The organism is Sinosporangium siamense (genome assembly GCF_016863435.1).
In the GTDB taxonomy this organism is placed as follows: Bacteria; Actinomycetota; Actinomycetes; order Streptosporangiales; family Streptosporangiaceae; genus Sinosporangium; species Sinosporangium siamense.
Genome location: NZ_BOOW01000007.1, coordinates 194,577 through 209,576 on the forward strand (window position 1 = coordinate 194,577; position 15,000 = coordinate 209,576).

A 15,000-nucleotide genomic window follows, 5' to 3' on the forward strand; every position below is an offset into this window, starting at 1 on the left:
ACAAGAGTCGAACCGCCCCGGCTATCGGGTTTCCGGGCGCCTCACCCCAAGGGCGCGGAGTGTGCCCCACTTGCCCAGCCGACCGCGCTTACCGCGTCACCGGTCAAAGACCGCGAGAGATGTCTGCTGAAGGAACGGGTGAGATCGTCCAAGTGATAGCGGCCGCCTCCGGGGCTCTCGACCAGATGGAGGTCCGCGAGCGTCTCCAGCAGCCGGTGAGCGTGGTCGGCCCCGAGCCCGGCGAGGTCTGCGGCGGCGCTCGCGTTAATGTCGTGGTATGCCGATCGCGCAAGGAGATCGAAAAAGAGCCGGGCCTCCTCAGGGAGGGAGAAATACGATCTGCCGATCGCCTCGCCCAGACGCGTGTTCTCGTCCGCCGTGAAGAACAGCGAGTTGAGGTCATGCATATGATCCGGGGAAGCTCTGCGGGTCGCGTCGTCCATCAACCTCACGCCCCGGGACAGCTTCGCCGCAGCCGTTCTCAGCGCCAGCGGATTATGGCCGCACGCGTCGGCGATCGTCCGCAGATCGTGGCCGTGGCTCGTTTCACACGCATTTTCCACGAGCAATGAGAGAAGATTTAGAGCATCCTCTTCCGGTAATCGGCCGAGGCTCATCGAGTAAACTTCCTCTAGGGCTTTCAATCTGTCGAGTCTGCGCCGGCTGGTTATCAGCGTGAAACTCGATCCCAGGCCGGGGAGGAGAGGTCGCACCTGATCGGCATTTGCGGCGTCGTCCAGGACGACAAGTGCCCGGCGGTCGGCCAGCAGAGTGCGATAGAGACCGGCTTTGGCGTCGACCCCCTCTGGAATGCCGCCACGCGGAACACCGAGAGCGGCAAGGAGAGTGCACAGTGCCTGGTCGGCGGTGAGCGGTGCGCCGTTCGAAAAGCCCTTGAGGTCGATGTAGAGCTGCCCGTCGGGGAATCGGTCGACGTTCGTCTGCGCCCACTGGACGCCGAGCTCGGTCTTGCCCGCTCCCGCCGGTCCGCAGATCACGGCCACGGCGGGGTGGCGGCCACTGTCTGCCCAGCGGTTGAAATGCGACCGCAGGCGTTCGAACTCGGTGGCGCGGCCCACGAGCACCGTGCTCCGCGGCGGAAGCTGGCGCGGCACCGCCCGCGCCCAGGCCAAAGGTCCCTCGCTCGCCCCCTTTCCGCTGCTCAGAGCCCACGCGTGGACGCTGAGCAGCCTGGTGCCCGGCGAAATGCCGAGGTCGGCGGCGAGCCGCCGCCGGACCGCGTCGAACTCGAGCAGCGCGGTGCTTCGCCGGTCCGAGTTCACCAGGGCCTCCATCAGGAGCGCGTGCGCGTCCTCGTCCAGAGGGTCCTCCTGGCAGAGGAACCTGGCGGCCTCCATGGCCTCGCCGTACCTCTCGACACTGAGGGCCGCTTGGGCGAGGCGCCGGAGCGCGGAACCGCGCTCGCCGCGCAGCCGCCGCACGAGCGCGCCGTCCACCCGGTCGGCGCAGACGTCGGCCAGTGGCTCCCCGCGCCAGAGGGAAAGCGCCTCGTGAAGGAGGTCGAACGCCTCCTCGCTGCGGACGGTCTCGGCTTTGCGCATAAGGTCGCGAAAGCGCTGGATATCGGATGTTCCGGATCCGAGGTCGAGTCGGTAGCCTGAATCCGTGGAATGGACCTCCGCGGTGGCCGCCGATTCCGTAAGCCACTTTCTGAGTTTGTGCACGGTGAGATAGAGCGTTGATTTCAGGTGGCGTGGCCCCCGCCCGCCCCACACGGTTATCGTCAGATGATCGGCCGACACCGCCTCGGGGGCGGCTAAAACCAGCTGGCCGAGAAGTGCGCGCACGGTCTGCGAAGCGGGTCTCACCACCCCGGCTGCCGTGCGCATGATAACCGGACCTAGAACCCCGATGTGCATGACAGATTCATCCATACAGCTTTATGCCCCCTGGTCGCCGCTGATGGCTGATGAGGCTGAATCATGTCAGGGAGGCTTGCGCCTGTAAAGGTTGTTTTTAGTTGAAGCCAGAATGAGTATGGGTGCAGTCACGCATTGCGCTGGTGTCTTTCTCTGGGACCGACTTTGCCCCGCCGGGGACTGGGTGAGGCGTTCGAGTGATCCGGGGCGTGCGCGCCCCTCGGCCGGTCCGCCTCTTCGGGGCGATGTCCGCGCTCAGGCGGGTTTCGCCCCTACGGTGGACCGTCGACTGCTTCCTTCGGAGGGCTCACCGGCGCACGTTGTGTGACGGCGGTTGGGGGAGGCGGCCGTGCGGGGAGGGGGTGCGGGGGCCGGTGAAGGGTTTCCGGCCTCGCGGGAGTGCCGGCCTGGGCGGCTGCTCGGCTCGGTGTGAGAGAGCTTCCGGCAGGGGCGCGTGTCATACACGGCGGATGCCGGCTCGATTCCTTATTTCGTAGTGCCCATTATTCGGCCTCTGCGGTTCACCCGGAAGATGAGAATCGTTTACCTCGGCAAGAGTCCACTAATTATTGGAGCTCCATTCGTAGCCGAACGGGAATAGATTACTGGCTGCGGCTCATGGCGTGCCGACTCCGGATGCAGACTCGCGGTTAACGGGCGTGGGGAAGGGGGGCGGAGAACTAATGCGAGGGGGGCCCATGAATTATGCCATGGCGTCGGGTGTGTGCGCGGCCGGTACTCGGGCGGGAAACAAGATCGGGGAAAGCCGGTGCTGTTCGGGGTGAAAAAGATCGGCTTACGAATTGCGGGATGGGCCGTGGTCGTGGTGATGTTGTCGGGCTGGACTGCGGGCCCGGTCCCGCCTGAGCCGTCGCCGGAAGCGCCGACCGACCCGTCCGAGGAGAGCCTGTATATACCGGACCGGTCGTACGCCGGCCTGAGCGTGCAACCTGTACAAGGCCGTGCCGGAGCGCAGGTGACGCTCACTGTCGACCTGCGTTGTGTCGTCGTCGACGACGGCGAGAAATACTTCAGAAAAGTGACCGTCTACCGGCATGATCGCCCAGGGTCCGACGGCACCTCATTGTTCGAGACCAACGGAGACGGCGCGACCCACTCCGTTTTCATCCCCGACGATGCCACCGGGACCGTGGAATTCCGCGCTGCCTGCTCTTCGGGTACGGCTACCAGTGAAGTTCGGAGGGCGACCTATACCGTGCCGCCGATGTCTCTGCGCCTGGAGCGTACGCGCGCCAGGCCGGGGGAGACGGTCGGTTTCCACGTGTCCGGCATCGCCTGCCCCGATGACGCGGTGACCGTTGAATTGGCGGGCCGTGAGTTCCGCGGGACAGCCGATGACTCCGCCACCGCCACGATAGATGTGCCCGTTCCAGACGCGCCGGGCAAGACGACTGCGGAGGCGTGGTGCACCAACGATCAGACGCGGACCACCGAACAGATCCCGTTTACGATCGACCCGCCCGAGAGTCCCGAAACGACGCCACCGACCCGGACGGCAGGTCCCGGTGGGGAACTGAAACCTTCTATATCATCGCGGCCGAGCCAAACAGCAACGCCGAGCCCACCAGCACCGAGCAAAACACCCCCGAGTTCAACGGCACCGAGCAAAACCCCGCCGCCCCAAGAGAAAATCAAGCGTGGCAACCCCACCCTGCGTCTCGAACCCCCCGCGGCCCAGCGAGGGAAACGTGTGAAGATCGTGCTGTCGGGCTTCCCGAAGGACTGCGTCTACTCCGCAACGCTCGCCGGCAAGAAAGTGAAACTCGCCCGCAAGCGGTTCACCGTACCGCGCGACCTTGAGTTCGGTGAGCACACCGTCACGGTGACCTGTGTCAGCGCGACCGGCACGCTTGGCGCCGCCTCAACCGGCACGCTCGGTGCCGCCGGATATAGGCACGTCGCCGCCGTCGACATCGTCAAGAGCGCCAAGTTGAGCGTGCTGGCCGACGAACCCGAAAATATGGCGTTCCCAAGGCTCCTGGAATCCGGCCTGGCGCGGTTCCTGGTGGCGCTGCTCTCCACGGTGTTCATCACCACCTTTTTCCTGTGGGCCCGATTTCTCGCTCTGGGCCGGGGGCTCTTTCCCCGTGACATGGCCGCACTGGGTCTGCCCGCCGACATTTTCAACAAGGCGTTGCAGTCGATGAGGCGGACCGGGGACATGGTGCCCCGGCACCCATGGATGCAGTTCCTCGGCGGTGTGGCCGTGGCCGCCGGATTGCAGGCGTGGGCCAGTCCGGACGCGCGGAAGGACGGCGTCTGGACGGTGGAGAACTTCCTCCTCCTCTTCTGCGCCTTCACCGTGGCGGTGGCTCTCGCCACGCTCACCTACTCGGGGGTCGCGCACGCGCGGGAGATCCAGGGATCGGGGCTGAGCTTCGGCGGCTTCGGCGTCCTGTGGCAGGGTTTTCTCATCGGCGGTCTGATGGGCCTGCTGTCCTGGTGGGGGAGCCTCAACCCGAGTTACGTCTACGGACTCATCGGCTTCTTCGCCGTCGCGGGCTACAAGCCACCGCTGGCCCGCACACTGGCCGGGATACGCGACGGGGCGCTCGCGACATATGCCGTGGCGATCGTCAGCTGCGTCATCTGGGTCACGCAGGCGGGCGACAGCATCTTCCTGAAGACCACCACATTCGTCATCCTGGAAGCCGCCGTCTTCGCTCTGCTTCCCATTCCTCTGCTGGACGGCGCGCTTCTGCTTCAGAACCGGCCCGGGCAGTGGCTCGCCCTTTTCGTTCCCGGTGTCCTCCTGTGGCTCACCCTCTCCCTGTGGAAGGCCGATGTGCCGTGGGTGCAGCTCGCGAAGATGCTGGGCGTCCTCGCGGTCGTCGCCGTGTTCACCTACGGCCTGTGGACGGAGGCGCGACGCAGGGAGGCCGTGCCGGCCGGGGCTCCTTGAGACGGCCTCGCACGCCGGCGGTGTGACAAGCCGACGGTGCGACAAGCCGACGGTGTGACATGGAGTGAACGGCACCGGGACTCGCCCGGCGTGTCACGGTGCCGTTCCCAACTGTGTCACGGTGCCTTTCCCAGCTCCGGAACGCGTACCGCCCCTAGCCGGCCGGAGAACCAGGGTGAGAGGCTCCAGTGCTCATGTGGTGTCGTGCGCCTGTGGATGAACCGGACGGGCGAATCGCGGCCCGCATTTCCGCCTTTGGGCCCGGCACGGGATCCGGAGATCGCCGAGCGCGTACGCCCGATGGAGGCGGTACCGCAGTTGTGGTGAAACCTGTGTGCCGGAAATTCTTTGCCGCTGAAGTCCTGCATCGTCCAGGGGTTGTCATGTCGTGGATGTGATGGTTATCTCTCGGTCACGTGATATGGCGTCACCGTCCATCCTCACGACATGGTGTTATACACCCGTCTGTTGTCATTTGTGGTGGTATGTCACCCTGTGACAAGGGGGGATCTGCCCCGGAGTTGCCACTTTTGCCGCCCTCAAGATGATGCGCGGTGATCTGCACCATCTATACGGCGTGACGCTCGGTTGAAACCTGTGGCTTAGCACGAGGTCAGCGGTGTGCCGTCGGCAACGTGTTAACCGGTATCGAGGCCCGAGGGATTGACAGCGGCCTGGCGCCCGCCGAGCATGGATCCTCGTATTGGTCGCGCGCAGAGCCGTTTTGGTGCTCATAATGGCTTGAATTCGACAATTCGCCTGTCATGATCAACTTGATTGTGCCGAGATCACCCAGGTGATCCGTCGACTCTGGGAGCCCCCGACCCATGAGGACCAGTGAGAGGCCCGCCCGCGACTCCCGCACCCCCTCCGCGGGTGCGGCCGGCCAGGCCAAAGGCGTGTCCGGCGGACTGTCCGGACCGTCGTCGCGCAAGCTGCCCGTGCCGCCGCGCGAGCGCAAGCCCGCGCTGGCCGCGCTCGCGGTGCTGCTCATTCTGGGCGGTGCCCTGGCGACGACGCTGCTGGTGTTGCGCAGTGGCGACCGGGTTTCGGCGATCCGCATCAACACCCAGGTGGGAGCGGGTCAGCCATTCTCCCTTGAGGTCATGGAAGAGGTTCAGATCGCCGATACCGGCATCGGATATGTGTCCTTCGCCGAGCGGCAGAAGGTCGCCGAGACGTTCGCGCGGGTGACCGTGTTGCCGGGCACATTGCTGACCGAGCAGATGACGGTGAGCGAGAGCGCGGAACTCGGGCCGGGCAAGGCCATCGTGGGACTGGCGCTCAAGCCGGGACAGGTGCCGACGGGGCTTCGGGCAGGTGACCGGGTGCAGGTCATTTTCGTGCCCGGACGCGGTGGCGACGCCGCCGAGCAGCCTAAAGTGCTCGCGCAGTCGGCCCTGGTGCAGAGCACCGGCAACGAGGACCGCGAGGGAAACAGCGGAGTGGTCAACGTGATTGTGGATACCTCGGTGTCCCCGGCCGTCTCGCAATATGCGTCGAGCGGTGAGATCGCTCTGGCCGAGCTGCCCGGAGCGCGGTGACGTGGCGCTCATCGTGCTCGCCGCCGACAAGGGGGCGCCCGGGGTCACCACGGCGGCGACCGCGCTGGGCGCGGTGTGGCCACGGCCGGTGCTCGTGGCCGAATGCGATCCCGCGGGCGGCGACCTGGCCTACCGGCTGCCCGCCGCCGACGGCGGCATGCTCAACCCGGGCAGGGGGTTGCTGACCCTGGGGGCGACGGCCCGCAGGGGCCTCGCGCCGGAGCAGATCCACGAGCACACCCAGAAGATCGTCGGTGGCCTCGACGTGCTGGCCGGGCTCACCCACGGTGAGCAGGCGGCGGGTCTGACCTGGATGTGGGGACCGCTCGGGCGGGCCCTGGCCGCGATGCCGCACGCCGACGTGCTGGCCGACTGCGGGCGGCTCGGCGGGCATCCGCAGCTGAACGACCTGATCGCCGAGGCGGAGCTCGTGGTGCTTTTCACCAGGGCGAGCCTCGACCACGTGGCCCACCTGCGGGAACGCCTGGCGATTATGCAAAAGGGGCCGCAGGTCGGCGTCGTGGTGATCGCCGACAGCCGGCAATACCGCTCGTCGGTGGACGAGGTGCGGCGCATCGTGGCGGCCACGCACACGACGACGAACCGGGAGGTGTCGTTCGTGGCGGGCCTCGCCTACGACCCGAAGGGGGCCGAACTCCTCGGCGGCCAGTGGGGCGGGCGTCTGGACCGCTCCCTTTTGATCCGTACGGCACGCGAGCTGGCCGGCCGCCTCGCCGACAGCGTCCATGCCCCGGAGCCGGCGCGATGACCGGCTTGACGACCGCCTCAAGGACGCACCCCCGCCGCGCCGGAAGCCCCTGGCCCGGCGAATGCGCCCTCCCCCTCAGCACAATCCCGGCGAACCCCCTCGGCATAATTTCGGCGAAGACCCCAGCTCAGGGGCGGTGGCCGGCGTGAGCATCATCGACCACGCGCTCGTCAAACGTTTCCGCCAGGAGGTCGGCGACCGGCTGGCGCATCAGCGCCGGCTCGATCAGGCGAGCGGCCTGCCGCCGATGTCGGGCGAGGACGAGCGCCAGTTCGCCCGTGCGCTGATCGCGCAGGTGCTGGAGGAGTTCGCCCGCGGCGAGATCGGCGTGGGCCGCACCCCGCCCACGGCGGAGGAGGAAGAGGGCCTCGCGGCCGGCATCCACGCGGCGCTGTTCGGCGTGGGCCGCCTCCAGCCGCTGCTCGACGACAAGGACGTCGAGAACATCGACATCAACGGCTGCGACCGCGTCTTCGTCGGCTATGCCGACGGCCAGGAGCTCATGCACGAGCCGGTGGCCGAGTCCGACGACGAGCTGATCGAGCTGATCCAGATCCTCGCGGCCTACAGCGGCCTGTCGAGCCGCCCGTTCGACACCGCGAACCCGCAGCTCGACCTGCGCCTGCCCGACGGATCACGGTTGTCGGCCGTCATGGACGTCACCGTGCGTCCCTCGGTGTCGATTCGCCGCGCCCGTCTCGGCAAGGTCTTCCTGAGCGACCTGGTCGGCAACGGCACCGTCTCCCCCGAGGTGGGCAGGTTCATGTCCGCCGCGGTGGCCGCCCGCAAGAACATCATGATCGCCGGATCGACCAACGCCGGCAAGACGACACTGCTGCGCGCCCTGGCCAACGAGATCCCGCCGTACGAGCGTCTCATCACCGTGGAACGCGCGCTCGAACTCGGCCTCGACCAGTTCAGCGAGCTGCACCCCAACGTGGTCGCCTTCGAACAGCGCCTCCCCAACGCCGAGGGCCAGGGCGAGATCAGCATGGCCGAGCTCGTACGGCGAAGCCTGCGCATGAACCCGTCCCGCGTCATCGTGGGCGAGGTCCTGGGCGACGAGATCGTCACGATGCTCAACGCGATGACGCAGGGCAACGACGGCTCCCTGTCCACCATCCACGCGAACTCCAGCATGGAGGTCTTCAACCGCATCGCCACCTACGCCCTCCAGGCGAGCGAGCGGCTGCCGATCGAGGCCAGTCACATGCTCATCGCCGGCGCCATTGACTTCGTGGTGTTCATCGAGAAACGCAATGAATATGCCAGTGGCGGAGTGTTGCGGAGGTTCGTATCGAGCATCCGTGAGGTGACCGGTTGTGACGGCCGCGTGTTGTCGTCGGAGGTGTTCGCGCCGTCCGAGCACGGCCCCGCCCTGCCGCACGCGCCCATCTCCTGCCTCGACGAGCTGATGGCGCACGGCTACTCGCCCGGGGGGTGGGGATGATTCCGCCGCTGCAGCCCGGCCTGCTTGACCCCCTGGCGCTGTTCGCCGGGGCGTTCGTCGGCGGGGGGTTGTTCCTGCTCGGCGTGGCGATCCGCGGGGTGCGTCCGCGTCCGGCGGCGGCCGACCGCAAGGCCAGGCGGCGCGAGCTGATCCGGGTGCTCTCCACCCGCACGGCGGTGGCCTCGATCAGCGCCGTCCTAGTGCTCGTCGTGACGGGGTGGCCGGTCATGGCGGCGGGTGCCGTACTCCTCGTGATCGGCTGGCGCGGCCTGTCGGGCGGGGCCGGGGAGGAGCGGGCCGCGATGCGGCGGCTGGAGGGCCTCGCGGCCTGGACCGAGTCGCTGCGCGACACCATCGCCGGAGCGGCAGGGCTCGAACAGGCCATCCCGTCCTCGATCCGCGCCGCCGCCCCCATGCTCCGGCCGCACCTGCGGTCGCTGGTGGACCGGTTGCACACGCGTATGGCGCTGCCAGACGCGCTGCGCATCTTCGCCGACGAGCTGGACGACCCGTCGGCCGACCTGGTGATCGCCGCGCTCATCCTCAACGCCAAACTCCGCGGCCCCGGCATGCGCGACGTGTTGTCGGCGCTCGCGGTGTCGGCCCGCGAGGAGCTCGACATGCGCCGCCGCGTGGAGGCCGAGCGCCGCTCGACGCGGCGCAGTGTGCAGATCGTGGTGGGCACCGCCATCGCGTTCGCGGCGGCCCTGGTCGTGTTCAACCCGTCCTACGTCGAGGAGTACAACAACCTGCTCGGGCAGGCGGTCCTGCTTGTGGTGGCGGGGCTGTTCGGTGCGGGCTTCGCGTGGATGCGCAGGCTGGCGAGGTTCGACAAGCCGGCCAGGTTGCTCGGCCGGTTCACCGACCGGGCCGAGCGGCCCGAGGAGGTGGCCGCGCGGTGACCGAGACGATGCTCGCCGGGGCGCTGCTCGGCCTCGGCCTCTTCCTGCTCCTGCGGGCGCTGTTCCCGGCGCGGCCCGGCCTGGTGTCGCGGCTGCTCGCGCTGGACGCCGCCAGGGAGGGGGAGGACGGGCCGCGGGTGCAGCTCGTCCTGCCCGACGAGGAGGTCAGCCCCTTCCGCCGCGAACTCGGCGTGCGGCTCGCCAGGTTCTACGCGGCGAGAGGATGGGAGGTCCGGTCCGTCCGGGCGGACCTCGCGCTGCTCGGCCGCTCCTTCGAGGGCTTTCTCGCCACCAAGGCGCTGCTCGCGGTGTCGGGCCTGCTGGCCTTTCCGCTCCTGCTCGGCTGGCTTGTGCTCATGGGCTGGGGTATGTCGGTGTCCATCCCGCTGTGGGCGGCGCTGGCGGTGTCCGTGGTGTTCTTCCTCCTGCCCGACATACAGATCCGCCGGGACGCGGCGGTGCGCCGCCGTGACTTCCGGCATGTCGTCGGGGCGTTCCTCGACCTGGTGGCGATGAACCTCGCCGGCGGCCGGGGTGTGCCCGAGGCTCTCATGATGGCGGTGTCGGTGGGCGACACCAATGATTCAGGTGATGTGTCCGGTGCCAACTGGGCGATGTCACGCATTCGCGAAGCACTCAGCAGCGCCCGCATCGTCGGGATCACTCCGTGGCAGGCGCTGGGGCAACTGGGGGAGGAGATCAACGTCGACGAGCTGCGCGACCTGTCGGCGGCGCTCGGGCTCGTGGCGGACGACGGCGCCAAGGTGCGCACCTCGTTGTCGGCCCGCGCGGCGACGCTGCGGCGGCGGGAGCTCGCCGAGATCGAAGGCCGGGCCGGCGAACGGTCTCAATCGATGCTTGTCGCACAGCTCCTGCTGTGTGCGGGCTTTGTGGTTTTTATCAGTTTTCCGGCAGCGATGAAGATGTTGGGGTTGTGATGCGTAACCATCCGTGGGTCGTCTATGTCGAGGCCCTGATCAATGTACGGATCGACAAGGCACGCAACGCCCCTTCCAAGGGGGCGTCCGCCGTCGAGTGGGTGATCATTACCGCGATCATCGCCGGCGTCGCACTGGGGCTGGCCACCCTCATCCGCACCCTGGTGCAAAACCAGCAGACCGAGATCCAGAACAGCTTCACCGGCGGCGGTGGCGGCGGTGGCGGCGGCGGAGGTCAGAACGACCGGTGAAAGGCCGCGGCGAACGGCGGGACAGAGGAGCCACGGTCGTCGAGCTGGCGATGCTCATGCCCGTGATCCTCGCCGTTGTGCTGCTCATCGTGCAGTTCGCGCTCTGGTTCCACGGCCGCCAGGTGGCGGACGCGGCGGCCCGTGAGGGCGCCAGGGTGGCCCGCGTGGCCGGGCCCGACGCCACCGGCTGGCGCGGCGACGCCGAGTCCCGCGCCCGGCAGATCGCCCGCACGATCGGCCCCCGCCTCCTCCAGGGCGTGCGTGTGCGTGCGTGGGCGGAGGGCGACCAGCGCGGCGTCGAGGTGACCGGTACGGCGGTGCAGGTGTTGCCCCTGCTCCCCGATGCGACGTTCACCGTCACCGCCAGGTTCGGCGGGCCGGTGGAGTGCTTCAGACCCGACGACGGGAGCGACTCGTGCGGCTGAGAACACAGCCGGGCGGTGACAGAGGGAGCATGTCCGCCGAGACGGTTCTGCTGGCCCCCGTCTTCATCCTGTTCCTGATGTTCCTCGTGGGCGCCGGCCGCGTCGTCGAGGCCCAAGGCGAGGTGAACGGCGCGGCCAGGGACGCCGCCCGCGCCGCGTCGGTCGAACGCTCACGTTCGTCCGGCCAGGACGCCGCCCGGCGTACGGCGCGCTCGGTCCTCGAAGGCCAGTGCGGGGCGCCTTCGGCCTCAGTGCGCTGGGACCTCGACGAGGAGACCGGCGGCGGCCACGTGCGCGTCGAGGTCGGCTGCGAACTCGACCTGGGCTTCCTCGGCTTCGGCCTGTCGCGCCGGATGACCGCTGTCTCCGTGGTGCCGCTCGAACGGTTCCGGAGGTTCGGGTGAACATCCGGCGGCGCCGTACACCGATCCGCCCCGACCGGGGATCCATGTCGGTTTTCACGGTCATCTTCTCAGTCGTCGTCTTCCTCCTTGCGGGGCTCCTCGTGGACGGCGGAGCCACCATCAACGCCCGCCTCCGCGCCGCCGACATCGCCGAGCAGGCGGCCCGCGCCGCCGCCGACCGCATCGACGAGGACCACCTGCGCCGGACGGGCAGGGCACGACTCCAGAGCGGTGGCGAACCATGCGCGCAGGCGCGCAAAATCGTCGGTGAACACGGCGGTGACGGCGTGAAGATGGGTAGTTGCGATGTAGGAGCGGGCCAGACTCAGATCACCGTGCAAGTGCGGGTGCGCTGGGAGGCATTCTTCCTCTCCGCCCTCGGGTTTCCCGGCGGGGAGATGGAAGGCGAGGCCACTGCGGGTCCCGACGTCGGAGAGGAGACACCCTGACCACCAGGAAGGGGCCACGGGAGGGGAACCGGACCCCGCCCAGGGCCCGCCGGAGCACACCGGTGCCGGTGCGCATCAAATCGCGCCGCTCCGCGGGCGACGTGTTCGTCGGCCTCGGCGCGCTGCTGATCCTCGCGCTGCTGGTCGCCGGCGTGCCGTTCGCGCTGCTACGGCTGGCCGGGCCGCCGATCTCGCCCGAGCTGCTCGACCTCGACCTGATCACCAGTCAGGTGGGCATGAGCACCGTCGTCGCGCTCCTGATCCTGCTGGTCTGGCTCGCCTGGCTGCAACTCGTGGTCTGCGTGATCGTCGAGGTCTACGCCGGGGTGCGCCGCGTCGGCATGCCCGCGCGGGTGCCGCTGTCCGGCGGCACGCAGGCGGTGGCCAACCGGCTCGTGTCGGCCGCCCTGCTGCTCTTCACGGCCTCGGCCATCGTCTTTCCCATCGTCAAGGCGAACAGCGGCCCACCGGCCTCGTCTGCCGCCGTCGCCTCGGCCCTGGCCGCGCCCGTGGCCGAGGAGGAGCGTCCGGCGCTGGCGCCGGTGAAGAAGGCGAAGAAGGTCTACGTCGTGCAGCCGCCGCATGGGCGCCACCACGAAAGCCTGTGGGAGATCGCCGACAAATGCCTCGGCGACGGGCGGCGTTACGGCGAGATCTACCGCCTCAATCAGCACAAGCAGCAGCCTGACGGCACCAAACTGCAGATGGCCGACCTGATCCGCCCCGGCTGGGTGCTCGACATGCCCGACGACGCGATCAACGTCCACATCGTGTCCGGTGACGAGCCGCGGTCCACCACACTCGACCGCAACCCCGGCAAACCCGCCGAACTCGATGGCGAGACGGACCACCTCACCGGCGCCTCAGGCCCAAAGGCCGAGGCGGAGGAGGTCGCGCCGGCCAGTGCCGCCGGCGAGGGCATACGGCAGGAGCCCGCGGAGGAGCCGGAGCTCAAGGACTACATCGTCGAGTACACCGCGGACGCCGACGAGGCTTCCGCCGTACCGGCCGTGCGAGACGGCGGCGAGGCTTCCGCCGCACCGGCGGTGCAAGACGGCGGCGAGGGTATGAATCCTCGTGGAGATGCCGACCGAACAGTGGAGATCCAGCGGGAACTGTCCGAACTCCAGCGAGTGGACAGGGACTTGCCGCCCGCCGAGCCGGAAGCGCCCGGCAGCGGCACCCGGCTGGAACCCCTCGACTACCTGGCCGGGGCGTCGCTGGCCGCCGCCGGTCTGCTCGTGGTTCTTGGCAGGCGGAGGCGTGAACAGATGTGGCACAGGGCGTTCGGACGTCGCATCGCGCGACCGAGGGAGGAGGCCGCGGAAGCCGAGACCGCGTTGCGCCTCGGCGCCGACGCGCCCGGCAGCCGCATGCTCGACATCGGCCTGCGGGTGCTCGGCCGCGAGCTCGCGGCGCGGGGCCACACCCCGCCCACGGTCTATGCCGCGCATCTGTCGGCCGCCAGCCTCGACCTGTGGATCCACCCTCCGCAGCAGGACGCCCCCGAGCCCTGGAGCGCCCACGACAACGGCCAGGTGTGGCGCCTGCCCGCGCTCGACGGGCGCATGCTGGACGAGCGCACCGCGGCCGACGCGGCCGCGCCCTATCCCGGGCTCGTGTCCATCGGCACCGACGGCAGAGGGCGCGTGCTCGTCGACCTGGAGGCGGCGCAGGGCCTTATCGCCATCCACGGCCCCCAGACCACCGCGGCGCTCGCCGCCCTCGCCGTCGAACTCGCCACCAACCGCTGGTCGGACCGCATGCGCATCACCCTCGTCGGCTTCGGCGAGGAGCTCGTCGCCATAGCCCCCGAGCGCATCAAGTGCGTCAGCAGCATTTCGCAGGTGCTGCCGGAGTTCGAGGCCCGCTCCGGGGAGATCGTGGGCGACCAGGTGCTGACCGGCCGCGTGTTGTCCCGGGCCGCAGAGCCCGCCAACCCGCCGCACTATCTGCTGTCGGCCATCGCCCCCACCGACGAGGAGGCCGCGCGGCTCGCCCTGCTCGCCCGCGTCGGCGGGCGGTCGGCCACCGGCTACGTCATCGCAGGCGACCTCCCGCACGCCACCTGGACCTGGGAGATCACCGCCGAGGGCCTCACCCGCATCGACGCCCTCGGCTTCGAGGTCGACGCCCAGCTTTTGCCCCGGCGCGACTACAACGCGCTCGTCGAGCTCTTCCAGACCGCGCGGCGGCTTGACGGCGAACCCATGGAGATCGAGCCCCTGCCGGCCACGCCCATCCCCACCCGCGCCCCCGAGATCGAGGTGCGCCTCCTCGGTCCCATCCAGATCGAAGGGCCGGGCCCGCTGGAGGAGGGGCGTACGGCTCTCGCCCACGAGCTTGTCGTCTACCTGTCGACCCACCCCGGCGGCGTGCACCCCGTGGTGCTCGGCGGCATCCTGTGGCCCCGGGGTGTGCACGCCGACGTGCGCGACGCCTCCATCGCCCGGGTCGCCGACTGGCTCGGCACCGACGGCAAGGGCCGCCCGCATCTCTACACCGACGACTCCGGGCGGCTCAGGCTCGGGCCCGAGGTGCGCACCGACTGGTCGCTTTTCCGCGAGCTCGTGCGCCGCGCGGACAGCGACCCGCCCGCCCGCGCCAACCTCCTCGAACGTGCCCTCAGCCTCGTCCGCGGGCCGCTCATGGCGTCGCGTCCCAAGGGCCGCTACGCCTGGCTCGCCGCCGACGACCTCGAGTACAACGTCATCGCCGGTGTCGCCGACGCCGCCCACCGCCTCTTCGAGGTGCGGCTCGCCGCCAACCAGCCGGTCGCCGCGGTCGCCGCCGTCCGCGCTGGGCTCCTGCTCGCCGCCGACGACGAGGCCCTCTGGCGCGACCTGCTGCGCGGGACATACGCCACGGGCGACGCGACCAGGCTCCGGGCCGTGGCCGACGCCCTGCATCGGCGGGCGGCCTCCCATCCCTACGGCGGGGGCATGTCGCCGGAGACGGAGTCGCTCATCGACGAGCTACTGCCCTCCTGGCAGGTGCCGCAGTTCCCGTCCTCGCCGTCGGCGCCAGCGGCGCAGGAGGACGCGGGATGAGCCGGTTCTCCGAGT

Annotated in this window: 12 protein-coding genes; 11 read left to right on the plus strand and 1 reads right to left on the minus strand. The window is 69.2% G+C overall.

Annotation, left to right across the window (positions count from 1 at the left end; all coding sequences use genetic code 11):
* Positions 1-41: 41 nt before the first annotated feature.
* Complete coding sequence (locus Ssi02_RS05770; RefSeq protein WP_204021805.1) at positions 42-1,850, minus strand: AfsR/SARP family transcriptional regulator; 1,809 nt, start codon at positions 1,848-1,850, stop codon at positions 42-44.
* 799 nt (positions 1,851-2,649) lie between these two features.
* Between Ssi02_RS05770 and Ssi02_RS05775 the strand changes: the two genes are divergently transcribed.
* The 11 genes from Ssi02_RS05775 (at position 2,650) to Ssi02_RS05825 (ending at position 14,985) form a co-directional block, all read left to right on the plus strand.
* A complete protein-coding gene (locus tag Ssi02_RS05775) occupies positions 2,650-4,803 on the plus strand; it encodes a hypothetical protein (RefSeq protein ID WP_204021807.1) in 2,154 nt (717 codons plus the stop codon).
* A gap of 827 nt (positions 4,804-5,630) precedes the next feature.
* A complete protein-coding gene (locus Ssi02_RS05780; RefSeq protein ID WP_204021809.1) occupies positions 5,631-6,347 on the plus strand; it encodes a hypothetical protein in 717 nt (238 codons plus the stop codon).
* Entirely contained in the window at positions 6,310-7,116 is an 807-nt protein-coding gene (locus Ssi02_RS05785) for a hypothetical protein (RefSeq protein WP_239128620.1), read from the plus strand. Before Ssi02_RS05780 ends, Ssi02_RS05785 begins: the two co-directional genes overlap by 38 nt.
* Before the next feature lie 145 nt (positions 7,117-7,261).
* The gene (locus Ssi02_RS05790) at positions 7,262-8,566 is read left to right on the plus strand and encodes a TadA family conjugal transfer-associated ATPase (RefSeq protein ID WP_239128621.1); all 1,305 of its coding nucleotides are present in this window, start codon (positions 7,262-7,264) and stop codon (positions 8,564-8,566) included.
* Positions 8,563-9,468, plus strand: a complete 906-nt coding sequence (locus Ssi02_RS05795; protein ID WP_204021812.1) for a type II secretion system F family protein — start codon at positions 8,563-8,565, stop codon at positions 9,466-9,468. Before Ssi02_RS05790 ends, Ssi02_RS05795 begins: the two co-directional genes overlap by 4 nt.
* Entirely contained in the window at positions 9,465-10,406 is a 942-nt protein-coding gene (locus Ssi02_RS05800; protein ID WP_204021814.1) for a type II secretion system protein, read from the plus strand. The genes Ssi02_RS05795 and Ssi02_RS05800 overlap by 4 nt, the downstream gene beginning before the upstream one ends.
* Positions 10,406-10,657 carry a Flp family type IVb pilin gene (locus Ssi02_RS05805; RefSeq protein ID WP_204021815.1) on the plus strand — a complete coding sequence of 84 codons (252 nt, stop codon included), beginning with the start codon at positions 10,406-10,408 and terminating at the stop codon, positions 10,655-10,657. The genes Ssi02_RS05800 and Ssi02_RS05805 overlap by 1 nt, the downstream gene beginning before the upstream one ends.
* Positions 10,654-11,082: a TadE family protein gene (locus tag Ssi02_RS05810; protein WP_239128622.1), complete on the plus strand. Its 429-nt coding sequence runs from the start codon at positions 10,654-10,656 to the stop codon at positions 11,080-11,082. The genes Ssi02_RS05805 and Ssi02_RS05810 overlap by 4 nt, the downstream gene beginning before the upstream one ends.
* Positions 11,083-11,111: 29 nt before the next feature.
* Entirely contained in the window at positions 11,112-11,486 is a 375-nt protein-coding gene (locus Ssi02_RS05815; RefSeq protein ID WP_204021816.1) for a TadE/TadG family type IV pilus assembly protein, read from the plus strand.
* Positions 11,483-11,935, plus strand: a complete 453-nt coding sequence (locus tag Ssi02_RS05820) for a pilus assembly protein TadG-related protein (protein ID WP_239128623.1) — start codon at positions 11,483-11,485, stop codon at positions 11,933-11,935. The genes Ssi02_RS05815 and Ssi02_RS05820 overlap by 4 nt, the downstream gene beginning before the upstream one ends.
* 62 nt (positions 11,936-11,997) lie before the next feature.
* Positions 11,998-14,985 (plus strand): AfsR/SARP family transcriptional regulator, encoded by a 2,988-nt coding sequence (locus Ssi02_RS05825; protein WP_204021818.1) that lies wholly within the window; start codon positions 11,998-12,000, stop codon positions 14,983-14,985.
* Positions 14,986-15,000 lie beyond the last annotated feature (15 nt).